General features: G+C 71.3%; 19 protein-coding genes, 1 rRNA gene, 1 pseudogene and 1 riboswitch. Of the genes and pseudogenes, 6 read left to right on the top strand and 15 right to left on the bottom strand.

Features of this window, described 5'->3' with window-relative positions:
* Nucleotides 1–66 precede the first annotated feature (66 nt).
* On the top strand, nt 67–609 hold the full coding sequence (locus ACGF12_RS17625; RefSeq protein WP_393030217.1) for an HAD domain-containing protein: 543 nt from the start codon (nt 67–69) through the stop codon (nt 607–609).
* On the opposite strand, the gene ACGF12_RS17620 is transcribed toward ACGF12_RS17625, so the two are convergent.
* Nucleotides 587–1375, bottom strand: coding sequence for a CPBP family intramembrane glutamic endopeptidase (locus tag ACGF12_RS17620; protein ID WP_393030214.1), 789 nt, complete (start codon nt 1373–1375; stop codon nt 587–589). The genes ACGF12_RS17625 and ACGF12_RS17620 overlap by 23 nt on opposite strands.
* A gap of 117 nt (nt 1376–1492) precedes the next feature.
* Nucleotides 1493–2998 (bottom strand): glutamate--cysteine ligase, encoded by a 1506-nt coding sequence (locus ACGF12_RS17615; protein WP_393030211.1) that lies wholly within the window; start codon nt 2996–2998, stop codon nt 1493–1495.
* Between the two features lie 377 nt (nt 2999–3375).
* Between ACGF12_RS17615 and ACGF12_RS17610 the strand changes: the two genes are divergently transcribed.
* Both ACGF12_RS17610 and ACGF12_RS17605 read left to right on the top strand, forming a co-directional pair.
* Complete coding sequence (locus ACGF12_RS17610) at nt 3376–3948, top strand: hypothetical protein (protein WP_387631341.1); 573 nt, start codon at nt 3376–3378, stop codon at nt 3946–3948.
* Between the two features lie 415 nt (nt 3949–4363).
* On the top strand, nt 4364–4555 hold the full coding sequence (locus ACGF12_RS17605; RefSeq protein WP_380613480.1) for a DUF5999 family protein: 192 nt from the start codon (nt 4364–4366) through the stop codon (nt 4553–4555).
* A gap of 210 nt (nt 4556–4765) precedes the next feature.
* On the opposite strand, the gene gcvP is transcribed toward ACGF12_RS17605, so the two are convergent.
* A complete protein-coding gene (gcvP, locus tag ACGF12_RS17600; RefSeq protein WP_393030207.1) occupies nt 4766–7666 on the bottom strand; it encodes an aminomethyl-transferring glycine dehydrogenase in 2901 nt (966 codons plus the stop codon).
* Between the two features lie 236 nt (nt 7667–7902).
* Nucleotides 7903–8006, bottom strand: a riboswitch (glycine riboswitch).
* 225 nt (nt 8007–8231) lie between these two features.
* On the opposite strand from gcvP, the pseudogene ACGF12_RS17595 reads away from it, so the two are divergent.
* The 3 genes and pseudogenes from ACGF12_RS17595 to ACGF12_RS17585 all read left to right on the top strand — a co-directional run.
* Nucleotides 8232–8606, top strand: a pseudogene (locus ACGF12_RS17595) (PRC-barrel domain-containing protein); the annotation flags it as partial.
* A 135-nt stretch (nt 8607–8741) separates the two neighbouring features.
* Nucleotides 8742–9401 carry a YsnF/AvaK domain-containing protein gene (locus ACGF12_RS17590; RefSeq protein WP_393030434.1) on the top strand — a complete coding sequence of 220 codons (660 nt, stop codon included), beginning with the start codon at nt 8742–8744 and terminating at the stop codon, nt 9399–9401.
* Nucleotides 9402–9628: 227 nt separating this feature from the next.
* Nucleotides 9629–11119 carry an MFS transporter gene (locus ACGF12_RS17585; protein ID WP_393030204.1) on the top strand — a complete coding sequence of 497 codons (1491 nt, stop codon included), beginning with the start codon at nt 9629–9631 and terminating at the stop codon, nt 11117–11119.
* A 150-nt stretch (nt 11120–11269) separates the two neighbouring features.
* On the opposite strand, the gene ACGF12_RS17580 is transcribed toward ACGF12_RS17585, so the two are convergent.
* The 12 genes from ACGF12_RS17580 to rrf form a co-directional block, all read right to left on the bottom strand.
* The gene (locus ACGF12_RS17580) at nt 11270–12664 is read right to left on the bottom strand and encodes a DNA polymerase IV (RefSeq protein ID WP_393030201.1); all 1395 of its coding nucleotides are present in this window, start codon (nt 12662–12664) and stop codon (nt 11270–11272) included.
* A 99-nt stretch (nt 12665–12763) separates the two neighbouring features.
* A complete protein-coding gene (locus ACGF12_RS17575) occupies nt 12764–13435 on the bottom strand; it encodes a vancomycin high temperature exclusion protein (protein WP_393030431.1) in 672 nt (223 codons plus the stop codon).
* 187 nt (nt 13436–13622) lie between these two features.
* Entirely contained in the window at nt 13623–14267 is a 645-nt protein-coding gene (locus tag ACGF12_RS17570; protein ID WP_393030198.1) for a MerR family transcriptional regulator, read from the bottom strand.
* Nucleotides 14268–14490: 223 nt separating this feature from the next.
* On the bottom strand, nt 14491–14967 hold the full coding sequence (locus ACGF12_RS17565; RefSeq protein ID WP_030303568.1) for a bifunctional nuclease family protein: 477 nt from the start codon (nt 14965–14967) through the stop codon (nt 14491–14493).
* 97 nt (nt 14968–15064) lie between these two features.
* Nucleotides 15065–15760, bottom strand: a complete 696-nt coding sequence (locus tag ACGF12_RS17560) for a MerR family transcriptional regulator (RefSeq protein ID WP_393030428.1) — start codon at nt 15758–15760, stop codon at nt 15065–15067.
* A gap of 179 nt (nt 15761–15939) precedes the next feature.
* Nucleotides 15940–16482, bottom strand: coding sequence for an FHA domain-containing protein (locus tag ACGF12_RS17555; protein WP_393030195.1), 543 nt, complete (start codon nt 16480–16482; stop codon nt 15940–15942).
* Between the two features lie 566 nt (nt 16483–17048).
* Nucleotides 17049–18179, bottom strand: a complete 1131-nt coding sequence (locus ACGF12_RS17550) for a DUF881 domain-containing protein (RefSeq protein WP_393030192.1) — start codon at nt 18177–18179, stop codon at nt 17049–17051.
* A complete protein-coding gene (locus tag ACGF12_RS17545; protein ID WP_030062488.1) occupies nt 18163–18495 on the bottom strand; it encodes a small basic family protein in 333 nt (110 codons plus the stop codon). The genes ACGF12_RS17550 and ACGF12_RS17545 overlap by 17 nt, the downstream gene beginning before the upstream one ends.
* Complete coding sequence (locus ACGF12_RS17540) at nt 18492–19565, bottom strand: DUF881 domain-containing protein (protein ID WP_393030189.1); 1074 nt, start codon at nt 19563–19565, stop codon at nt 18492–18494. Before ACGF12_RS17540 ends, ACGF12_RS17545 begins: the two co-directional genes overlap by 4 nt.
* A 174-nt stretch (nt 19566–19739) precedes the next feature.
* Nucleotides 19740–22235, bottom strand: a complete 2496-nt coding sequence (locus ACGF12_RS17535) for a sugar phosphate nucleotidyltransferase (RefSeq protein ID WP_393030186.1) — start codon at nt 22233–22235, stop codon at nt 19740–19742.
* Between the two features lie 124 nt (nt 22236–22359).
* A complete protein-coding gene (gene pgsA / locus ACGF12_RS17530; RefSeq protein WP_393030183.1) occupies nt 22360–22980 on the bottom strand; it encodes a CDP-diacylglycerol--glycerol-3-phosphate 3-phosphatidyltransferase in 621 nt (206 codons plus the stop codon).
* A 98-nt stretch (nt 22981–23078) separates the two neighbouring features.
* Nucleotides 23079–23170 (bottom strand): 5S ribosomal RNA (gene rrf / locus ACGF12_RS17525); the annotation flags it as partial.

The following is a 23170-nucleotide window of genomic DNA, read 5'->3' as shown; positions in this document are numbered from 1 at the left end:
CGCAACCAGTGGTACCCGTGGTTCGTCCGACCGAGTAGGAAGAACCATCCCTTTGGGAGCCCACCGGTGCCGAAGCCCCTGCTGTTCCTGGACGTCGACGGGGTGCTGAACCCGGTCTGTCCGCATCCGGAGGCCGGCTTCGACGCCCACACCCTGCTCGGCTACACCGTCCTGCTCGCCGCCAAGCACGGCCAGTGGCTGCGCGAACTCGCCGGATCGTACGAGCTGGTCTGGGCCACCACCTGGGAGGAGCACGCCAACACCCACATCGCCCCGGCGATCGGCCTGGACCCGCTCCCCTTCGTCCGCTTCACCGGGTACGTCCCGCAGCCCGGCGACCCGCGCGTCCCGCTGATGGAGCTGTTCTCCACCCGCAAGTGGGCGCCGCTGCTGCGCTACGCCGAGGGCCGGCCGTTCGCCTGGGTCGACGACGTCATCCCGCCCCGGCTGGTCCGCAGGTCGCTGTGGCGCCGCGACCGGCTGCTGCTGCCGGTGGACCCCGGCCAGGGCCTGGAGCGCCGGCACGTCGACCGCCTGCTCACCCGCCCGCCACGCGGCCGGGCGCCGACCGCCGGCGGATCGGCGGTCAGGGGGTCGGCAGCCAGCTGACGTTGCCGGCGAGCAGCGCGTACCCGACGAAGGCCACCGTGTCGATCAGCGCGTGCGCCGCCACGAGCGGCATCACCCGCCCCCAGCGCCGGTACAGCAGGCAGAACACCGCCCCCATCACCATGTTGCCGACCAGCCCGCCGACCCCCTGGTACAGGTGGTACGAGCCGCGCAGCACCGAGCTCGCCACCAGCACCGCCGGCCAGGACCATCCCAACTGCCCCAGTCGGCGCAACAGGTAGCCGAGGACGACGACCTCCTCCAGGATCGCGTTCTGCCAGGCCGAGAGCACCAGCACCGGCACCCGCCACCACACCTCCGGCAGCCCCGAGGGCGCGACCGTCAGGTTGTACCCGGCCGCCTGCGAGGCCAGGTACAGCGCCAGCCCGGAGCCGCCGATCGCCGCCGCGACGGCCGCGCCCCGGCCGAGGTCGCGCAGCTTCTGCCCGAGGTCGAAGCCCAGCACCCGCAGCGACGTGCCCTCGCGCACCAGCAGGTAGCCGACCAGCACCACCGGCATCAGTCCGCGCCCGATGTAGTAGAGCTGCCACACCAGGTCCAGCCAGGGCCGCCCGGGCGCGCGCGAGCCGTTCAGTGTGGCGACCTGCTGGCCGAGCCGGAGCGGTTCGGTGAGCGAGCCCGCGAAGCTGATCAGCGCGCTGATCCCGCTGGCCCCGAGGGAGAGGCCGAGGACGATCAGCAGCTCCGCGCCGAGCAGCCGGCGGGTGGGCTGCGCGGTCTCCGGCGCGGTCGGGCGGGTTGTCACGGGCGCTCCAGCGGACGGGCGGTCGCTCCGGCCGTCGGCCGACACCGGAGCGATCATCCTGACACAGCGGTGGCGGGGCCTGTCCGGCGGATGTGCGCCGGCGGGATCCGCCGGCCCCTACCCCACCGGCCAGGTGTGCACCGGCTCTCCGCCGCGCATGTGCTCGGCGTAGCGCCTGGTCATCGCGGCGAGCGCGGCCGGCCGGTCCATCCCGTACTGCTCGCGCAGCCGGTGGAAGGTCGCGCTCTGCCAGGCCGCGCCGTTGGTGCGGCGCAGACAGCGCTGCTCGATGATCCCCAGGTAGCGGTCCCGGTCGGCCGGCTCCACGCCCCACTCGTCCAGCCCCTGGTAGGCCATCGGCAGCAGCTCGCCCAACACCAGGTCGACGGCGGAGACCGTCTGCAGCCCGCCGCCGCGGCCCGCCCGACCGGGCCGCGGCCACTGGAACACCGCGTCGATGCCGTACCGGGCGCCCTGGCGGAAGTTCTCTTCCGCCCGCTCGAACGGCAGCCGGCTCCAGACCGGCCGGGGCTGCTCGGCGAGCACCCGCACCAGCCCGTAGTAGAAGGCGGCGTTGGCCAGCGTGTCGGCCACCGTCGGCCCCGCCGGCAGCGCCCGGTTCTCCACCCGCAGGTGCGCCACCCCGCCCGAGACGTCGTAGATCGGCCGGTTCCAGCGGTAGATGGTGCCGTTGTGCAACCGCATCTCGGCGAGCTTGGGCGCGGTGCCGGAGGCCAGCACCTTGAGCGGGTCCTCGTCGTCGCAGATCGGCAGCAGCGCCGGGAAGTAGCGCAGGTTCTCCTCGAACAGGTCGTACGCCGAGTCCACCCAGCGCTCGCCGAACCAGGTGATCGGGCGCACGCCCTGGGCCTTGAGCTCCGCCGAACGGGTGTCACAGGCCTGCTGGAAGAGCACCGGACGGGTCTCGCGCCACAGCTCCCGTCCGAACAGGAACGGGGAGTTGGCGCCGAGCGCGAGCTGTGGCCCGCAGATCGCCTGGGCGGCGTTCCACACCGAGGAGAACCGCTCCGGGGTCACCTGCAGGTGCAGCTGCAGCGAGGTCGCGGCGGCCTCGGCCACCATGGTGACCGATTCCAGTTGGAGGTGCTCGACGCCCTCGATGTCCAGCGCGATGTCCTCGCCCCGGGCGGCCAGGATCTGGTCGCTGAGCAGGCTGTACCGTTGGTTGTGGCTCATCGCGTCCAGCCCGGTGTGGTCGTGCTCCAGGGTCGGCAGGATGCCCACCATGACGATCCGGGCACCGGCCTCGGCCGCCCGCCGGTCGGCGTAGCGAAGCCCGGTGTCGATCTCCTCGCGCAGTTCCTCGAAGACGTGCCCGCAGAGCCGGTGCGGCACGATGTTGACCTCGATGTTGAACTGACCCAGTTCGGTCTGGAAGTCGCTGGAGCCGATCGCGCTCAGCACCTGGGCGTTGCGCATCACCGGCAGGCCCTGCTCGTCGGCCAGGTTGAGCTCGATCTCCAGCCCCACCACCGCCCGCGGCCGGTCGAAGCGGTCCTCGCGCAGCATCCGCCCGAGCGCGTCGAGGCAGGCCTGGAGCTTGAGCCGGTACTGCTGCCGATCCGCCAGATCCGCCCGAGTCGCCACGACCTTCTCGCCCACGGTCCCCTCCTCCTGAGACACCCGGCCGTCCGACCGTGCAAGCATCATGCCCACCTCGAAGATCGATACCCGAATGCTTGTACTGGCTTGCAATGCAAGGCAACTGACGGAAATTCAGGCCATCTGTAGACTTGCCCGCCACCACGGCCTGTGATAAACAGATCACCCTGCGCATTTGTTCGATGAATTCGAGGAATTCGCTCTGCGCTCCGGCCGGTCTTCTCCCGCCCCGAGTCCCTCGTCGACGGCGGCGACCGCGCCGGCTCCGCGATCCTGCACAACCGGACACGGCCAGGCCCCCGTCACCGAAGACGCGCCGTGCCACGCCGGTATGCCGCACTCGCACGCCGATCTCGCTTGGAGAGGCGGACCCCGCCATGACCCTGCAGACCCCCCAGCCCCCGCCGAGCGCCCTGCGCGCGGTCCTGGGCGCGCTCGACTCGGACACCGCGCTGCGCCAGCCCGCCGCCGCAGCACTGCGTCACCCGACCGGACCACTGCTCCCCGCGCATCCGCTCGCGGTGCACGTCCTGGACGGCCCGCACCCCGAGCTCCCCGCCGCCCGCCGGACCGGCTGGCGCTTCCTGATCAAGGACGGCGCCGACGTGGCCGCCGCCGCCGAGGTGGTCCAGAGCGCGGAGGGCCACACCTTCTCCCACTTCACCGCCGGCCCCTACCTCTCCTCCACCGTCCGGGCGCTGCGCGAGGCCTGGCAGCTCGCCCAGAACGCCCGCTCCCGCTGCCAGCCCAGGCTGCTCACCTTCCCCGGCCAGTACGCGACGGCGCTGTGGCTGCACAGTCCCGACACCGGCCCGGCCGCCGACCTGCTGATCCCGCTCGCCCCCGCCCCGCTCGGCGTCACCGCGCACCGCGCCTACCCGGCCGCCGAGTTGCTGCCGCTGCTCGCCCGTGCTCCGCTCGCCCGACCGCTGCTGCTCGGCTCCTCCTGAGCCCGCGCCGCCCCGTCCGCACCCTGCCGCCGGGCCACCGCCCGGCGGCCCTTCGCCGCGCCCTCCCCGCTCCGTGGCCTCACCCGAACGGCCACCACCTGGCCGGGCCATCCGCAATGGCCCCACCGGGCTATCCCTCGGCTGGCCCATCGGTGCAGGATTTCTCTCCGGCCCCACCTGAACGGGTGATCTCTGCCCGGGAGTTGTGGCGCATGTCACGAAATCCCTGCGCGCGCGCCCACAGATGCCGACACTGGGAACCAGCGTGGAAGGACCACCTGTCCTACCCACTTGAGCGCCGGTCCACACCTGGTCGGCGTTGCGGACAGGATCCGACTACCGCGGCGGCTCCGGACGGCACCACCTCCGGGACCGCACCACGGGGAGGATCGCAGAGCGAAGCGAGGGTACGCGTATGTGCCAGCACCGTCCTGAGTGCCCGTCGGCCGAGTCCGAGGACCGTGAGGCGGCCGTGCCGGTGGCCTGCCACCCGGAGCAGGGTTGGAGCCTGCTCTGCAACGGCGTCGTGTTGTTCGAGGACACCGGAGAGCTGCTGCCCGACGGCCGGGTGATCGCCCCGCGCCGCCCCGTCGCCCACGCGGCCTGAGACACCACCGGCTGAGACAGCACGGGCCGAGAGCGGACGACCCGCCCCGTACGGCCGGGACCGTACGGCCCGGGGCCACCCGGCGGGGGCAGCCGCCGACCCGACCGTAGAAGACGAACCGTAAGAGACGACCCGACTGGGAACGACAAAGGGCAGGGCCCCGGCAGAAACGTTCTGCCAGGGCCCTGCCCCATGTCCGTCCGCTGCGGATCAGACGCCGTACTCGTCCAGCGGCGGGCAGGAGCAGACCAGGTTGCGGTCGCCGTACGCGCCGTCGATCCGGCTCACCGGCGGCCAGTACTTGTCCGCCGGGTTCACGCCCGCCGGGAAGACCGCCTCCTGCCGCGAGTAGCCGTGCGCCCAGTCGCCGGCCAGGGTGGCGGCGGTGTGCGGGGCGTTGCGCAGCGGGTTGTCCTCGGCCGCCCACTCGCCCGAGCCGACCTTGTCAATCTCGGCCCGGATCTCGATCATCGCGTCGCAGAACCGGTCGATCTCGTGCAGATCCTCAGACTCGGTCGGCTCGATCATCAGCGTGCCGGCCACCGGGAAGGACATCGTCGGCGCGTGGAAGCCGTAGTCGATCAGGCGCTTGGCGATGTCGTCCACCGTCACGCCCGTCTCCTTGGTCAGCGGGCGCAGGTCGATGATGCACTCGTGCGCGACCAGCCCGCCCGGGCCGGTGTAGAGCACCGGGAAGTGCGGCGCCAGCCGCTTGGCGATGTAGTTGGCGTTCAGCACCGCGACCTGGGTCGCGTGCTTCAGGCCCTCGCCGCCCATCAGCCGGACGTACGCCCAGGAGATCGGCAGGATCGCCGCCGAACCCCACGGCGCGGCCGAGATCGGGCCGACACCGGTGGCCGGGCCGGCCTCCTCCTGCAGCGGGTGGTTGGGCAGGTACGGCGCCAGGTGGGCGCGCACCGCGACCGGGCCGACGCCGGGGCCGCCGCCGCCGTGCGGGATGCAGAAGGTCTTGTGCAGGTTCAGGTGCGAGACGTCCGCGCCGAACTTGCCCGGCTTGGCCAGGCCGACCAGGGCGTTCAGGTTGGCGCCGTCCACGTACACCTGGCCGCCGGCCTCGTGCACCAGGGCGCAGATGTCGGTGATCTGGGTCTCGTACACGCCGTGGGTCGACGGGTAGGTGACCATCAGCACGGAGAGGTTGTCGCGGTGCTGCTCGATCTTGGCCTTCAGGTCCTCGACGTCCACGTCGCCGTCGACCAGGGTCTTCACCACGACCACGCGCATGCCGGCCATCACCGCGGAGGCGGCGTTGGTGCCGTGCGCCGAGGACGGGATCAGGCAGACGTCGCGCTGGGTGTCACCGTTGGCGTGGTGGTAGGCGCGGACGGCCAGCAGGCCGGCCAGCTCGCCCTGGGAGCCGGCGTTCGGCTGGATCGACACGGCGTCGTAGCCGGTGACCTCGACCAGCTGCTGCTCCAGCTGGCGGATCAGGGTCAGGAAGCCCTCGGCCTGGTCGATCGGCGCGAAGGGGTGCAGCTGGCCGAACTCCGGCCAGGTCACCGCCTCCATCTCGGTGGTCGCGTTGAGCTTCATGGTGCAGGAGCCCAGCGGGATCATGCCGCGGTCCAGCGCGTAGTCCCGGTCCGACAGGCGGCGCAGGTAGCGCAGCATGGCGGTCTCCGAGCGGTGGCTGTGGAAGACCGGGTGGGTCAGGTACTCGTCCTCGCGCAGCAGCGCGGCGGGCAGCGTCTCGGCGGCCTCGGCCACCTCGACGGCGGGGACGCCGAACGCGGCCCAGACGCCGGCCAGGTGCTCGCGGGTGGTGGTCTCGTCGGTGGAGATCGAGATCCGGTCCGCGCCGTCCTGGTGGACGTTGATGCCGTGGGTGCGGGCGGCGGCGGCGATCTCGGCGGCACGACCCGGGACGACGGCGGTGACGGTGTCGAAGAACTCGCCGTGCAGCAGCTCCACGCCGCCGGCCCGCAGGCCCTCGGCGAGGGCGGCGGCGTAGCGGTGGGTGCGGCGGGCGATGTCGGCCAGGCCGTCCGGACCGTGGTAGACCGCGTACATCGAGGCCATCACGGCGAGCAGCACCTGCGCGGTGCAGATGTTGCTGGTGGCCTTCTCGCGGCGGATGTGCTGCTCGCGGGTCTGCAGCGCCAGGCGGTAGGCGCGGTTGCCGTCGGAGTCGACGGACACGCCGACCAGGCGGCCGGGCAGCGAACGGGCGTACTCGGCGCGCACCGACAGGTAGCCGGCATGCGGACCGCCGAAGCCCATCGGCACGCCGAAGCGCTGCGAGGTGCCGCAGGCGATGTCGGCGCCCAGCGAGCCCGGGGACTTCAGCAGGGTCAGCGCCAGCAGGTCGGCGGCCACGGCGACGATCGCGCCCAGCCCGTGCGCCTGCTCGATCACCGGGGCGAGGTCGCGGACCACGCCGGTGGCGCCCGGGTACTGCAGCAGCACGCCGAAGACGCCGCGCTCGACGATCTCGGCCGGGATGCCCTCGGACAGGTCGGCGACGACGACCTCGACACCGGTCGGCACGGCACGGGTGTTGATCACCGCGATGGTCTGCGGCAGGGTCTCGGCGTCGACCAGGAAGACACCGCCCTTGACCTTGGTGACGCGGCGGGCCAGCGCCATCGCCTCGGCGGCTGCGGTGCCCTCGTCCAGCAGCGAGGAGCCGGAGGTGGGCAGACCGGTCAGGTCGGAGACCAGGGTCTGGAAGTTGAGCAGCGCCTCCAGGCGGCCCTGCGAGATCTCCGGCTGGTACGGGGTGTACGCGGTGTACCAGGCCGGGTTCTCCATGACGTTGCGCAGGATCACCGGCGGGGTGAAGGTGCCGTAGTAGCCCAGGCCGATCATCGGCTGGAGCACCTTGTTGCGGTTCGCCAGCTCGCGCAGCTCGCCGAGGACCTGCGCCTCGCTGCGGCCGGCGGGCAGGTCCAGGGCGGCGATGGAGCGGATCGCCTCGGGAACGGCGGTGTCGGCGAGCTCGTCCAGCGAGCCGTAGCCGACGGACGCCAGCATCTTCTCCTGGGCGGCGGCGTCGGGGCCGATGTGGCGGTTCTCGAAGGGGCTGGCCAGCTCAAGCTCGGTGAGGGTCGAGGCGCCGGTGGGGCGTCCCGCGTTCGGCTGGGCGTTCATGGTGGTCGAGGCCTCCTGGTCACGGACCGGCGGGGGCACGCACGCCGACCGGTCGTTCCGCTGCGGACAGCGGATCGCCTGGGCGGACGAACCCGGAAGGCCTCCCCCTCTGTCATCGGGACCTGAGAGCTTCGCCCGCACGTCGCGCTGTCGGCGCTCCGTCGGCTTGCACCGTCGGTGAGGGTGGTGATCGCCGGCTCCCGCGCCGACGCTCCTGCCCTGCTTTCCAGAGTGACCTATCCCGCACGGTACGGATGCCTGAGAGATTCCGGGGAGGAGTTGCTCCTTCGGCGCCCCGACCAGCGGTTTTCGCCGTCGGAGACTCTCCCGAGCGGGCTCGGCAGTCGCCGCCCAGGGTACCAGCGGGAGGCCTTCCGATCACGGGTGTGTCAGGTCACTCCGGGTCTACGCGCGTCCCCCGGATGGCCCAGCGCCGAGCCCGTCCGGCGCACCCCGGTCGCGTCGGTCCGATTCATGCCTTTTGGTGTGAAGTGGCGGCCGGGACGGGTGCTCCGACGGCCGTACCTGCGGGAGTTCCGCAGCCGCAGCGCAGCTGGAGGAAAGAGTGCAGACCGACTTCGACCCCAGAGACCTCATCGGCCACAAGGCCGTCGACCGCAACGGCGACAAGATCGGCACGGTCGACGAGGTGTACCTGGACGACGCCACCGGCCAGCCCGAGTGGGCCGCCGTCCGGACCGGCATCTTCGGCCGGGACGCCTTCGTCCCGCTCACCACGAGCGAGTTCTCCGGCGAGGAGCTCCGGGTCCCCTACGACAAGTCGCTGGTCAAGGAGTCCCCGGACTTCGGCGTGGGGCAGCACCTGTCGCCGGCCCAGGAACTCCAGCTCTACCGCTACTACGGCCTCGACACCGCGGCGGCCGGCCAGACCGCCACCGAGGAGCCCGGTCGGCCCGTCCAGCCCGACCTCGACTTCGGCACCACTCCGGCCGCCGCGGCCACCACGACCGCCAAGCCACTCGACTTCCACTCCGCCGAGCCCGGCCCGACCAACCCCGTCAGTACCGTCACCGTCCCCAGTGCCGCCGGCACCGACACCGCCGCGGAGGCCACCGTGCGGACCCTCACCACCCCCGCACCCGCCGCCACCACAGCGACCACCCCCACCGTCGAGCCCAAGCCGAAACCGCAACCCGCCCCAGCCGCGACCACCCCGGCACCCACCACCAGCGCCGCCACCACAGCGACCACCCCCACCGTCGAGCCCAAGCCGAAACCGCAACCCGCCCCAGCCGCGACCACCCCGGCACCCACCGGCAGCGCTGCCACCTCGGCCCCGAGCGCCCCGGTCGAGGTCACCTGCCGCGAGGAGCGGCTGGACATCACCACCGAGTGGCACGCCCTGGGCACCGCGAAGCTGCGCAAGTACGTGACCAGCGAGCAGGTCGAGCGCCGCATCCCGCTGGTCCGCGAGCGGGTCCGGGTGGAGCGCATCCCGGTCAGCGACGCCGAGCGCGCCACCCTCACCGACAAGGAGATCGCCGAGGCGGTCGAGGAGGTCACCCTCCGCGAGGAACACCCCATCATCCGCAAGTACGTCGCCCCGGTCGAGCGGGTCCGCCTGATCGTCGAGCGCTACACGACGGAGGAGGTGGTCCGCGACGAACTCCGCCGCGAGCGCGTCGAATTCCACGACAGCACCACCGCCGACCCCGACCCGACCACCCCCGCGACCAACGGCGTCCGCCCCGACTCCCTGCGCCCCTTCTCCTGATCCGACCCACCCCCCAGGGCCCCGGACCCCCGTCCGGGGCCCTCGCCATGCCCCCACCCCGGCCCCAACTCCCCGCGAACGCCGCCCTCCTGCTCTCAACCCCCGGCCCCGCCGCAGGCGACATCCCGCCGCCTTTGCCAAAGCTTAACCGCTCGATATTTGACACTCTGAAGTATCTCCCTGCATGGTTACTTCAGTTCATTCACTATGTACGGGAGGAAGCAACCGTGAGTGAGGCACCCCAGCCCACCACCGCGGCCGAGAAGCAGAGCAACGCCCGGGTCCTGCCGGCCCTCATCCTGGCGATGCTATCGTTCAGCGTGGTGCAGACCGCGGTCGTCCCGATCCTGCCGTCGCTGGCCAAGGAACTGGACGTCTCCGGGTCCAACATCACCTGGCTGATGACCGCCAACCTGCTCTCCGCAGCCGTGCTGACTCCCCTGCTGGGCCGCTTCGGCGACCTCCGGGGCCGTAAGCCCATGCTGCTGATCTCGCTGGCCGGCCTGGTCGCCGGGTCGGCGCTGGCGGTCAGCACCCACTCCTTCAGCTGGCTGATCGTCGCCCGCGTCCTGCAGGGCGCCGGCGGTGGCGTGATGCCGCTGGCGATCAGCATCGTCCGCGACGAGCTGCCCAAGCAGAAGGTGACCGGCGGCGTCGCCGCCATCAGCGCCTCGATGGGCGTCGGCTCCGGCCTCGGCCTGGTGGCGACCGGCCTCCTGCTGGAGCACTGGAACTACAAGTCGATCTTCTGGATGGGCCTGGCCTTCGGCCTGCTCGCGGTGGCCCTGGTCGCCTTCCGCGTCCCGTCCGACCCGGTGACCGACAAGGACGGCGGCGCCGACCCGCTCGGCGCCCTCACCCTGGCCGGCTGGCTCTCCGCCCTGCTGGTCGCGGTCAGCCAGGGCAACCACTGGGGCTGGACCTCCACCAAGACCCTCGGCCTGTTCGCCGTCGCCGCCGTGGTCGCCCTGATCTGGGGGATCATCGAGACCAAGGTCTCGCACCCGCTGGTGGACCTGAAGATGATGTCCCGCCCGGCCGTGGCCTTCACCAACCTGGCCGGCCTGCTCATCGGCTTCGGCATGTACGGCTCGTTCATGGTCATCAGCAACTTCGCCCAGACCCCGGAGAAGCTGGCCCACTACGGCTTCACCGCGACCGTCCTGCACGCCGGTGTGATGCTGCTGCCGTCCGCGATCGGCTCGATGGTGGCCGCCCCGGTCGGCGCCCTGCTGATCGCCCGCCGCGGCCCGCGCCTGCCGCTGGTCCTCGGTGGCGTCCTCGGCGCGATCGCGATGGCCTACCTGGCCCTGCGCCACAGCGCCGAAGGCGACATCTACACCGCCTCCGCGATCTTCGGCCTCGGCATCGGCCTCGCCTTCGCCGCGATGCCGGCCTTCATCAACGGCGCCGTCCCGGTCGAGCAGAGCGGCATCGCCAACGGCATGAACTCCGTGCTGCGCACCGTCGGCGGCGCGATCGGCACCGCCGTGATGACCGCCATCCTGACCGGCGACACCATGAAGCTCCCGCCCAAGATCCAGCTGCTGCTGCCCACCCTGGACGCCTACAAGCACGCGTTCTGGACCACGGCCATCGTCTGCATCGTCGCCGGTGCCGTCCCGTTCCTGATCCGCACCGTCAAGCCGGCCGCCACCGCCCTGGGCGGCTCGGCCCCGCAGGACTCCAGCGCCGAGCTGGCCAAGACCGACGCCTGACCAGGCGTCCGGCCCGCGCGCTCAGGGACAGGGCGCGCGGGCCCGGCCTCCGTTACGTCGCGAGGGCATCACGACGGTGCGGAGTCCGGCACGGTATGCGGCCCCATCCGGTACTCCTACCGGGTGGGGCCGTTCCGCATCCCGAGCCCCTCAGTCGTCCGGCCCCTCACCGTCCTCCGCGCCCGCCACCCGCCGCAGCGGCAACGGCCGGGCCGGTTCCAGCGCGGGGTCGTCGACCGCGAAGGTCCGTACCCGTCCCGGTTCGCTCCACGGCGTCTCGAACCGCACGGTGACCCGCCCGACGCCGCTGCCCTGCACCCACCCCGGCCCGAACTCGGCGTGGTGGACGTCCTGTCCGGGCATCCAGCGCCGCACCACGACCTCCTCCGGCTCCTCCTCGGCCTCCGCCGCCCGGGCCGCCTCGGTGTGCTCGGCCGCCTCCTCGCGCAGCGCCTGCGCGAACAGGTCCTCCTGGGTGTAGTCGGCCAGTTGAGCCACGCCCACGCCGAGCAGCCGGACCCCGCCGGTGATGTCCACCTGTTCGGCCAGCCGCCGCGCCGTCGTGGTGATCACCGCCTCGTCGTCGGTGGGCCCGCCGAGGGTTTCCGAGCGGGTCAGCGTCGAGAAGTCGAACCGCCGGACCTTGAGCACCACCGTCCGCCCCGAGCGCCCGGCCGCCCGCAGCCGTCGCACGCACCGGGCGGCCAGCGCCTCCACCTCGCGCAGCACCCGGTCCCGGTCGGCCAGGTCCACCTCGTAGGTGTCCTCCACCGAGACCGACTTGGCGTCCTGGTCGGCCACCACCGGCCGCTCGTCCAGCCCTATCGACATGTGGTGGATCCCGGCGCCGTGCGCCCGCCCGAGCAGCGCGACCAGCTCCGCCTCCCCCGCCTCCGCGAGGTCCGACACCGTGGTCAGCCCGGCCCGCCGCAGCACCTGCTCGGTGGCCGGCCCGATGCCGGGCAGCGCCCGCACCGGCATCGGCCCGAGCACGGCCCGCTCCTGCCCGGGCTCGATCAGCACCAGCCCGTCCGGTTTGGCCTGCTCGGAGGCGATCTTCGCCATCAGCTTGGAGCCCGCCGCCCCGACCGAGCCGGTCAGCCCGGTGAGCCGCTGGATGTCCGCCCGCAGGTCCTCCGCCAGGGCGAGCACCAACCGCTCACCGGTGTCATGGTCCGCCTCCGCCAGCACCGGGCCGTACGCACCGGCCTCCAGATCGACGAAGGCCTCGTCCAGGCTCAGCGGCTGCACCAGCGGTGACAGCTCCCGCAGCAGCCCCATCACGATCTCGCTGTTCTGTCGGTACGCCTCGAAGCGCCCGGACAGGAAGGCCGCGTTGGGGCACAGCCGCCGCGCCTGGGCCATCGGCATCGCCGAGTGCACCCCGAACTTGCGCGCCTCGTACGAGGCCGTGGAGACCACCCCGCGTCCGCCGAGCCCGCCGACGATCACCGGTTTGCCGCGCAGGCTGGGCTTGGCCGCCTGCTCCACCGCCGCGAAGAAGGCGTCCATGTCGAGGTGGATGATGCTCGGCAGAGATCGCACCCGCTGATCATCGCGCACGGGTCCGACAGTGCGTACGAACCCGGCCGACGCCCCGCGACCGACGCCCGGCGCCCCGGGGCCGGTGGCCGGCGCCGTCGGCTACTCCTTCGCCGCCTGCGCCAGTGCCTTCGGGATGCCGTCCTCCTTGGGCCCGAGCAGCGCCGGGTCCGGCCGCAGCCAGGCGTTCACCGCCGCCTTGCCCGCCCCCGCGATCTCCCGCAGCCCGCCGTACAGCCAGGTGGAGTCGTGCAGCTCCGGCACCCCGACCGCGTACGACCGGATGCCCGCCGCCTCGCACAGCGCCAGCGCCCGCCGGACGTGGAAGTCCTGGCTGACCAGCACCGCGCGATCCACCCCGAAGATCCGGTGAGCCCTGGTGCAGGAGTCCCAGGTGTTGAAACCGGCGTAGTCGCGGACCACCCGGTCCTGCGGCACTCCGTGCTCGGTCAGGTACTGGTACATCGCGTCCGGCTCGTCGTACGAGACCCGCCCGTTGTCCCCGGTCACCAGGATGGCCTGCACCTTCCCCTCCCGGTACAGGTCCAGCGCCGCCGTCAGCCGGTGCTCCAGGTACGGCGAGGGCTTGCCCTGGTCCAGGCCCGCGCCGAAGACCACCGCCACCGGCGCGGACGGCGCGCTCTCGACCGTGCCCACCCGGTCCCCCGCCGCGGTCCACAGCCAGGCGCTCGGCGCGAGCGCCAGCGAGCAGAGCAGCGTCGTCACCTGGAAGACCCTGCGCTGGGTGCGCCGCTCCCGCAGCCGCACCCGCATCCCCGCCGCGCGGCGCCGCAGCAGCCCCGCTATCCCGGTGCCGACCCCCACATGCCCTCCCTCGATCGTTCCACCGGGCAACACGACGAGGCCGTGGGCCCGAACGGTTCCCCGTTCGGGCCCACGGCCTCGTCAAGATCAGTGGCTCACCACCGGCACGTCAGAACGTGTGCCCCGGAACCGCGCGTCAGACCGCCCGGTTGCGCCGCTGCGCCAGCTCGTCCCCCGGGTCCTGCCCGACGAGCGTCTCGCCGGTGTCGGTGCGCTCCGCGTGCAGCCGACCGAGGGTCAGCTCCAGCTCCCGCCAGACCGCCCCCACCGCGATGCCGAAGACCCCCTGACCACCCTTCAGCAGATCGACCACCTGCTGCGGCGTGGTGCACTCGTACACCGTCGCACCGTCGCACATCAGCGTCAGCCCGGCCAGGTCGGCCTGGTCGGCGGACTGCAGATGGGCGACGGCCACCCGGATGTTCTGCAGCGAGACGCCGACGTCCAGCAGCCGCTTCACGATCTTGAGCAGCAGGATGTCGCGGAAGCTGTAGAGCCGCTGGCTGGTCGCCGGGTACGCCGTCCGGACGCTGGGCTCCAGCAGTCCGGTGCGGGCCCAGTAGTCCAGCTGGCGGTAGGTGATGCCGGCCGCCGCGCAGGCCGTCGGGCCGCGGAAGCCGATCAGTTCGGATGTCGGGGCCAGCCGCTCGATGGCGGGCTGACCCGGCTGGACGGCCGGGAACCTGCCCATGCGGGGCAGGTCGGTCACGGTACGGGCGGCGCGGGGCACGTGCACGGCGCACAGGCCTCCCGCGGCCGCGTCATCGCCGGTGCTGCTCATGCCTACCTCCGTCCACTTGTGCTGCGGGCAACCCGACTGCGGGCATCGGCCACCCGGACAGCCACTCCTGACGGTAGGCAGTCCCCTATGACCCGTCAACGATCGCCACGCCGGGCCAGACAAACCACATCACTCAGGAGAGTGGTTTTTCGTGCCCCCAGTGTGGGTAGACGGGCGGTTTTTGGCAAAACGGCGCGTGAAACCGCCGACCGGACCGTCCGCGCTACTGCGGACCGCTGCCCCCGAAGTCCTCGGGCGACACCTGGTCGAGGAACTCGCGGAACTTCTCGACCTCGTCCTCCTGCTCGTCCGGAATCGCGATGCCCGCCTCGGCGAGCACCTCCTCGCTCCCGTAGATCGGCGTGCCGGTGCGCAGGGCGAGCGCTATGGCGTCGGACGGCCGGGCACTCACCTCGACCCCGCCGGCGAACACCAGCTCGGCGTAGAACACGCCCTCCCGCAGGTCGGTGATCCGGACCTCGGTGAGCTGCTGGCCGAGCGCTTCCAGGACGTCCTTGAACAGGTCGTGCGTCAGCGGGCGCACCGGAGTCATGCCCTGCTGGGCGAAGGCGATCGCGGTCGCCTCGCCGGGGCCGATCCAGATCGGCAGGTAGCGATCTCCCCCGACCTCCCGCAGCAGCACGATCGGCTGGTTGGAAGGCATCTCCACTCGGACACCCACGACGTCGAGCTCATTCACACAGGCAACCCTATGGCTCCGACCCCGGATATGAAAGCGCAGGACCGACGCCGCTGGTCAGCGCGGTGCACCCGACGGGTGAAGGACTCTTCGAACGCTACGGACGGGTCCGCAGACCGGCCTGGACCATGGCCGCGTGCAGCCGTACGGACAGCGTCGCGAGCTCCCGCGCGGTGGCCTCCGCGTGCGCCCGGGTCTGCGGGTTCCGGTGCCGCCGCAGAGGCGCCACCACCTGCTCCACCAGCGCGATCTCGCGTTCCGCCGCCGCCTTCATGGCTCTCAGGTGCCGCGGCTCCAGCCCGTACCGGCCGAGCTCCGCGACCAACCGGGCCACCTGCAACGCCTCGCCGTCGTACCCGCCGTCCGGGCCCGGCGTGACCAGCCCGTAGGACTCCCACTCGACGAGTTCCCGTTCCCCGGCCTCGGCTGCGGCCAGCAGCTCGGCGCGCCCCAGCCGGACCCCGAACGGGACGTCGGCGGAGGACACCAACTCGCGGTCGGCCTCCTCCATCGGCCCGGGCCGGGCCTCGGTGGCCGGCGGAAGCGCGGGCGGGGCCTCGCCGCGCTCGATCGCGTCCAGGTGTTCGCGGATCACCCGCAGCGGCAGGTAGTGGTCGCGCTGCATCCGCAGCACGTAGGCCAGCCGCTCGACGTCGGCCGGGCTGAACTTGCGGTACCCCGAGGGAGTGCGCTGCGGCTCCACCAGTCCCTCCGCCTCCAGGAAGCGGATCTTGGAGATGGTCACCTCGGGGAAGTCGTCGCGCAGGAAGGCCAGCACCGCGCCGATGCTCAGCAGATCGTCACCACCGCGCCGCCGCCCGGCCGGCCGGTCCGGGCGGAGCGGCTGCCTGGGGCCCGCGACCACCCCGCGCCCGACCCGGTCCAGCTGCGGACCGGACGACGACGCGGGGTTGGCCGCCCCGAGAGAAGAAGGGGAATCGCTGCTCACTCGGGCTCCTGCCGACGTTGGTTTCAGTACCCCCGGTGGTGGCCGGCGAAGAACACCAGCCGGTACTTGCCGATCTGCACCTCGTCGCCGTTGTTCAGCGACACCTCGTCGATCCGCTCCCGGTTGACGTAAGTGCCGTTCAGGCTGCCCACGTCCGCGACGCTGAAGCCGACCGGGGTCCGGCGGAACTCCACGTGGCGGCGCGAGACCGTGACGTCGTCCAGGAAGATGTCGCCCTGCGGGTGACGTCCTGCCGTGGTGACGTCCGAGTCCAGCAGGAACCGGCTGCCCGAGTTCGGGCCGCGCTGCACGATCAGCAGGGCCGAGCCCGGCGGCAGCGCGTCGATCGCCTGCAGCACCTCGGCCGACAGGGCCGGCGTGGTGCCGGTGCCGGTCGTGGTGGTGGGATCGTAGGACTCCAGACCGGAGATCGAGATGGTCGAGGTGGTCTCCGCCGCCCCCTCGGGCAGCAGACCGCCGCGCAGTGCGGTGCCGCAGTTGGAACAGAAGCGGGCCGCGGCCGGGTTCTGGTTACCACACCTGGGACACGGAGTAGGGCCAGCCATGTTCACAGCCTCCTGGCGCGGCACACCCGACGGGTTGTGCCCGGCGTACGGGTCCGGGGCAAACCCTCCACCAGAGGTTGAGGGTGCTGACGGGAAACCTATGCGCGGGTCGCCGGAGGGGTCAACCGACGCGCCGTAGCCCGCCTGATTTCCCGCGAACTGGGCGGCGCCGCCGTCCCGGTAGAGCTGCTGTCCGGCGTACGGCGCGGCCTCGGGGGCGGAGCGCATGCCAGGCACTACGGGCTCGTCCTCCGACCGACGGTGCCGAGCGGTGGGCGCCTCGACGGCGGCCGCGTCACGGCCCTTGTTGCGACCGAACAACTTCGAGAAGAAACTCACGGGCGAATCCCCTTGCGTGTGACAGACCCGCCCGCGGGGCAGGGTGAGAACCTCGGACAGGCTGCGGGCCCGGTTGCGGCTCGGGCCTGCTGGAGTGGTACTCCGACGGTTGGTGCTGCGATTGGTGCTACGGAGCGTACTGGTACGAACCAGTCTCTCCCACGCGGCGGCGGCGCCCCGCAGCGGGGTGCCGCCCGGCCGTGACGGGCCGTTCGTCGGACGCCCCGTCACTTCGAAGCCGGCTTGGCGTACTGCGGCGTCTTCGGATCCACGAGGGCGTCCACGACCACCTTCTGCTGCTGGGTGATCGTCGCCCGCGCCTGGTGGCTCTCCAGCGTACGGACGACACCACCCGGGATGTTCAGCGCGGGAGTCAGATCCTGCGGGTTCCCCACGACGGTGAACCGATAGGGCGGCGCGACCTTCTTGCCGTCGATCTGCACCCCGCCGCCCGACAGGTCGGTGAAGTAGGTGTTGACCACCACGCGCACATCGTTGATCTGAATCGCCTCCGCCCCCGCCGCTCGAAGTTCCTGCAGGGTGTCCAGCAGCATATCTGCCTTCACCTGCCCTTGGGGATCATCGACCGTGAGTACGATGCCCGGACCAGTGGCTTTGACCGTACCGGCCAGCACACCCAGTTCCGTCATCTTCTTCCTGGTCTGCTCCTGGGCCTCCTTGGCCTGGTTGGAGCTGTTCTCCAACTTGGCCAGGGACTGCTCGAGCTCCGCCTTCTCCTGTTGGAGACGCTGCTGACGGCTGTCCAGTTCGTCGAGGATCCGGACCAGGTCCTCCTGCCGGGCCCCGCGCAACTGGTTGTGGTGGTCGTTGGTCGAGCGCACCTGGATCGCCAGCGCCAGGCCGAGCGAGAACAGCAGCAGCGCCACCACCAGCTGCCCGCGCGACAGCCGCGGCGGCCACAGCGCCGCCTTCAGCCGCCGCCGACCGGCGGTCCGGTCCCCTGCGGAGGGCTGCTCGGCTTCGGCGGTCCCGGCCGGCTCGGCGGGCTCGGACTCAGTGGGCTCCGGCCCTGCCTCGACCTCTGGCTCGACCTTCGGCTCGGGCTTCGGCTGGGCCGTCGACTCGGGCTTCGGGTCGCGCTCGGGCTCCGCCTTCGACGTCCCGGCAGCGGACTCCGGCTCCGGCGCCTTCGTCAGTGATACCACCGGCTCCGGCTCCGCCACGGCGCCCTCAAGCTCAGCCTCAGCGTCAGACTTCTCCGCCTCCGGCTCCGCGCCCGCCTCCGCATGTTCGACCGCAGCGGTCTCCTCCGCCTCCTCCGGCCCGGGCGCCTCGACAGCCTTCCCGGCCGTTTTCTCCTCCGCCGCCTCGCGGCCCGGCTCAGGCACGGAAGACATGACGCCGGATCGCGGCCGCGTTGGAGAAGATGCGGATGCCCAGGACGACGACCACTCCCGTGGACAGCTGCGAGCCGACGCCCAGCTGGTCACCGAGGAAGACGATCAGCGCCGCGACCACCACGTTCGACAGGAACGAGACGATGAACACCTTGTCGTTGAAGATCCCGTCCAGCATCGCCCGGACGCCGCCGAACACCGCGTCCAGCGCCGCCACCACCGCGATCGGCAGGTACGGCACGACGGCGTCCGGCACCTCGGGTTGGACGAAGAGGCCGACGACCACCCCGATCACGAGACCCAGTACGGCAATCACGGTCTAGCTGCTCCTGTCCCTGTCGTGGTCTTGGTGGATCCGCTGGTCGGACGCCGCTTCGGGGTCGGACCGCCACTGCGTGCGGATGGTGAAACGGACGCGCCGGGGCTCTCCGAGGTTCCGGAACCGCCCGAAGGAGTGCCGCTCGGGCCGGCCGACGACGTGGCCGACGGGGTCGCCGTGGGCGTGGGCTCGGGCGTGACCGGTTGGGCGGTCCGCAGCGTCACCCCCACCGCCGCCGGCAGCGTCAGGCTCTTCTGCGCGGAAAGCGTCGACTTGATGCCGTACTTCTCCTGGAGCAGCCGCAGGTACTGCCCGGCCATGTCGCTCTCGAAGGCGGAGAGGAGCCTGGGCCCGTCCCCGATCGCCTGGATGTTGTACGGCGGGACCAGCGGCCGGTTGTCCACCAGCACCGCCTCACCCGCGGCGCGGATCGCGGACAGCGCGGTCAGCCGCTGGCCGTTGATCGAGACCGCTTCCGCTCCGGACCCCCACAGACCGTTCACCACCAGCTGCAGGTCGCGGTCGCGCAGCCGCCCGCTGTTGGAGAAGCCCTGCCCGGCCCGCGGGTCGACGTTTCCCCCGCTCCCCGTCCCCGGGGCGTCCTCCAGGACCAGCTTCACTCCCGGCCCGGTGACCTCTCCCAGGCCCACCGTGCCGGTCAGACCACCCGCGTCGACGTCCCCCGAGGGGAGCGCCTGCTGCTGCGTCTCCTCGACCTTGCGCCGCAGGTCCTGGACCTGCTTCTGCAGGTTGTCGGCCGAGCCGTTGCTGTCATTGATCCGGTGGATCAGCGCGTCCCGCTCCTTGGCGAGCGAAGGCTCCGCCTTGTGCGCGTTCACCGCGCCGACCGTCACCACGCCCCCGACCAGCGCCAGTCCGGCGCCCAGCGTGAGCAGACCCCGCAGGGTCCGGGGTATCCGACTGTCGTGCTCGCCGCCCCGCGCGGCGGCCGCCTCGGCGTAGCCCTCGTCCAGGCTGTGGTCCATCACGTTCGTCAGCAGCGACATCGAGGCGTCCGGACGGTTGTACCGTCCGTTCGGGGCACTCGGCGTCGGCGTCGCTGGCATGCGGACCATCGTCCCATGAACGCGAGGGGCCCCGCGCACGGCCCCTGAGCTGCACACACGTTGCACACACCCACGGAAAGTGACGGACCGCTCCGAATGATGTGAAAACGGACAGCGGGGCGTGCGAACCAGTCCGCACGCCCCGCCGATCAGGGCATTCGTACGCTCAGGCCGTCACCGCCCCGCGCCGTCGACCACCGCCGCCCACTCGTCGAGCAGCGCATCGGTGGCCTCGTCGTCCGGTCCCTCGGCCCACAGGTGGGTGACCGCCTCGGCCGGGTCCGGCAGCACCAGCGTCCAACGCCCGTCCGCCTCGACCACCCGGACGCCGTCCGTGGTGTCCAACCGCCGGCTTCCGGCCGCCTCCACCACCGAGCGCATGACCATGCCCTTGGCCGCCCACGGCGTCGCGATGTCCCGGCGCCGGATGTGCGCCTGCGGGATCCGCGCGTCGATCTGGCTCAGCGTGAGCTGGGTCCGGGCCACCAGGCCGACCAAGCGGACGAAGGCGGCGGCGCCGTCCAGCACCCCGCTGAACTCGGGCACCACGAAGCCACCGCGCCCGTCCCCGCCGAACACCGTGCCCTCGGCGGAGGCCGCCTTCGCGAGGTCGTCCGGCGTCGTCGTGGTCCAGATGACCTGGGTGCCGTGGTAGGCGGCGACCTGCTCGGCGATCCGGGTCGTGGTCACCGGCAGCGCCACCTGCCCACTGCGGCGCTCGGCCGCGACCAGGTCCAGCAGCACCAGCAGCGCCCGGTCGTCGTCGATTACCCGGCCCAGTTCGTCGACGAAGGCGACGCGCTCACCGACCGGGTCGAAGCGGACACCGAAGGCCGCCCGTGAGGAGGCCACCAACTCACCGAGCCTGGCCAGCCCGGCCCGCCGCGTCTCCGCGTCCTCGGTCGGCCGCGCCTCGTCCAGCCCGCTGGAGACGGTGAGCGCCTCCACCCCGAGCCGGCCGAGGATGCTCGGCAGAACCAGCCCCGCGCTGCCGTGCGCGGTGTCCACGACCACCTTCAGCCCGGCCTCCCGGACCCCCGTGGTGTCCACCGTCCGCAGCAGGTTGCCCGCGTAGGAGTCGAAGACGCTGGACGGGAAGGTCAGGTCCCCGATCTCGCCGGGGAAGGCACGCCGGTACTCCTGGCGCGCGTAGACGCGGTCGAGCTTGCGCTGCCCCGCCTGCGAGAGGTCCGCGCCGCGCTCGTCGAAGAACAGGATGTCCAGCGAGTCCGGCACTCCGGGCGTGGTCCGCAGGAAGATCCCGCCCGCGCTCCCCCGCGCCGTGTGCTGCCGGGCCACCGGCATCGGCACGTTCTCCAGGTCTCGGACGTCGATCGCGCTCGTCTGCAGCGCCGAGATCATCGCCCGTTTGAGTGCACGCGCACCGCGCGAGTGGTCACGCGCAATGGTGACGGTGGCACCCTTCTTCAACGTCGTGGCGTACGCGCCGGCCAGCCGTACGGCCAGCTCGGGGGTGATCTCGACGTTCAGGATCCCCGAGACGCCGCGGAGACCGAAGAGGTGCTCCTGACCGCGGGACTCCCAGATCACCGAGGTGTTGACGACGGCCCCGGCCTCGATGGTCTTGAACGGGTAGACCCTGACGTTCGCCGCGATGATCGACTCCTCGCCGACCAGGCACTCGTCCCCGATCACCGCGCCGTCCTCGATCCGCGCGGCCCGCATCACATCGGTGTTCTTGCCCACCACGCAGCCGCGCAGATTGCTCTGCGGGCCGACGTACACGTTGTCGTGCACCACCGCCTTGTGCAGGAAGGCCCCGCGCTTGACCACCACGTTGCTGCCCAGCACGGTGTGCTCGCGGATCTCCACACCGGCCTCGACCTTGGCGTAGTCGCCGATGTACAGCGGCCCGCGCAGGACGGCCTCGGGGTCGACCTCCGCGCCCTCGGCCACCCAGACTCCCGGCGAGATCTCGAAGCCGTCGATCTCGACGTCGACCTTGCCCTCCAGGACGTCCGCCTGGGCCTTGCCGTAGCTCTCGTGGGTGCCCACGTCCTCCCAGTAGCCCTCGGCGACGTAGCCGTAGACCCGCTTGCCCTCCTTCAACAGCTGCGGGAAGACGTCGCTCGACCAGTCGACGGACTCCCCCGCCGCGACGTAGTCGAAGACCTCGGGTTCCATCACGTAGATACCGGTGTTCACCGTGTCGGAGAAGACCTGCCCCCAGGTCGGCTTCTCCAGGAAGCGTTCGACCCGCCCGTCGTCGTCCGTGATCGTGATACCGAACTCCAGAGGATTCGGCACCCTGGTGAGACAGACGGTGACCAGAGCGTTCTTGCTGCGGTGAAAGTCGATCAATTCGGAGAGATTGAAGTCGGTCAACGCGTCACCGGAGATCACCAGAAAGGAGTCGTCCTTGAGCGCGTCCTCGGCGTTCTTGACACTCCCCGCAGTGCCTAGTGGCGTCTCCTCATGGGCATACGTGAGATGCATCCCCAGTTCCTCACCGTCACCGAAGTAGTTCTTGACCAGTGACGCCAGGAACTGGACGGTGACCACGGTGTCGGAGAGGCCGTGCCGCTTCAGCAGCCGAAGCACGTGCTCCATGATCGGCATATTGGCGACCGGAAGCAGCGGCTTCGGCATGCTGGAGGTCATCGGGCGGAGTCGGGTGCCCTCGCCCCCTGCCATGACAACGGCTTTCATTACGGGTGCGTCCTCCTTCGCGGTGGTGGACCTGCAGGTCCATCAAACCGTTCCAGAGGGTTCTCTACCCGGAAGGTATCGTCCGACGCACCGGTACAGCGTGGGACTTCTCTCAGATCACGTCTCAGGCTGTGGACGCCGAGGTCGCGGAGGCGGCCTTGACGATCTGCCGCGCCTGCACCGCGTAAAGAATGGCGGACCACCAGTAGAGCGTGGTTCCCCACCAGATGAAGGCCCAACTCACCACCTCGGCCGGCCGCGCGATCCAGCTGTGCACGTTGCCGAGCAACAGAAGCGGAAACGCGTACATCAGATTGAAGGTCGCGGCTTTCCCGAGGAAACTCACCTGCAGCGGCCCGTAACCGTGCTTGTTCAGAATGGGCAACAGCGAGGCGATGAACAGTTCCCGGGCCAGCAGAATCGCCGTCACCCACCACGGCAGAATCTCACGCCAGGTCAATCCGACCAGCGTGGACAGCACATAGAGCCGGTCAGCCAGCGGGTCCAGCAGCTGCCCCACCCGACTGATCTGCCCCCACCGCCTGGCGAGCTTTCCGTCCAGGTAGTCGCTGACTCCGCTCAGCGCCAGGATCAACAGCGCCCAACCGTCATTGTTGGGCCCGCCGAAGGCCGGCCACAGGATGAGCCAGAGAAAAAGCGGAACGCCGACCAGCCGGCCCATGCTCAGCAGGTTGGGGATGGTGAGGACGCGATCGGTCTGGACCCGCGTCTCCTGTACCTCCACCTGGGGGCCTCCTGTCCCATGTAACGACAATGCACGTTGACCTTACAACAGAAAAGCCCCCGTCCGGTTCACCCGGCGGGGGCTTCTCTCGAAGAATTGTTCGGCGGCGTCCTACTCTCCCACAGGGTCCCCCCTGCAGTACCATCGGCGCTGTGAGGCTTAGCTTCCGGGTTCGGAATGTAACCGGGCG

The sequence above is a fragment of the Kitasatospora sp. NPDC048296 genome, from assembly GCF_043201815.1.
In the GTDB taxonomy this organism is placed as follows: Bacteria; Actinomycetota; Actinomycetes; order Streptomycetales; family Streptomycetaceae; genus Kitasatospora.
Note: the sequence above shows the minus strand (reverse complement) of the source record. Positions and strands in the feature narration are given on the sequence as shown.

Bases quoted from the DNA above. Each gene is read 5' to 3' on its own strand.
- ACGF12_RS17605 (WP_380613480.1), top strand. From the start codon at position 4,364: ATGTGCCAGCACCGTCCTGAGTGCCCGTCGGCCGAGTCCGAGGACCGT.
- ACGF12_RS17610 (WP_387631341.1), top strand. From the start codon at position 3,376: ATGACCCTGCAGACCCCCCAGCCCCCGCCGAGCGCCCTGCGCGCGGTC.
- ACGF12_RS17570 (WP_393030198.1), bottom strand. From the start codon at position 14,267: ATGAGCAGCACCGGCGATGACGCGGCCGCGGGAGGCCTGTGCGCCGTG.
- ACGF12_RS17540 (WP_393030189.1), bottom strand. From the start codon at position 19,565: ATGCCAGCGACGCCGACGCCGAGTGCCCCGAACGGACGGTACAACCGT.
- ACGF12_RS17575 (WP_393030431.1), bottom strand. From the start codon at position 13,435: ATGCGGGTGCGGCTGCGGGAGCGGCGCACCCAGCGCAGGGTCTTCCAG.
- gcvP (WP_393030207.1), bottom strand. From the start codon at position 7,666: ATGAACGCCCAGCCGAACGCGGGACGCCCCACCGGCGCCTCGACCCTC.
- ACGF12_RS17555 (WP_393030195.1), bottom strand. From the start codon at position 16,482: ATGGCTGGCCCTACTCCGTGTCCCAGGTGTGGTAACCAGAACCCGGCC.
- ACGF12_RS17535 (WP_393030186.1), bottom strand. From the start codon at position 22,235: ATGAAAGCCGTTGTCATGGCAGGGGGCGAGGGCACCCGACTCCGCCCG.
- ACGF12_RS17550 (WP_393030192.1), bottom strand. From the start codon at position 18,179: ATGTCTTCCGTGCCTGAGCCGGGCCGCGAGGCGGCGGAGGAGAAAACG.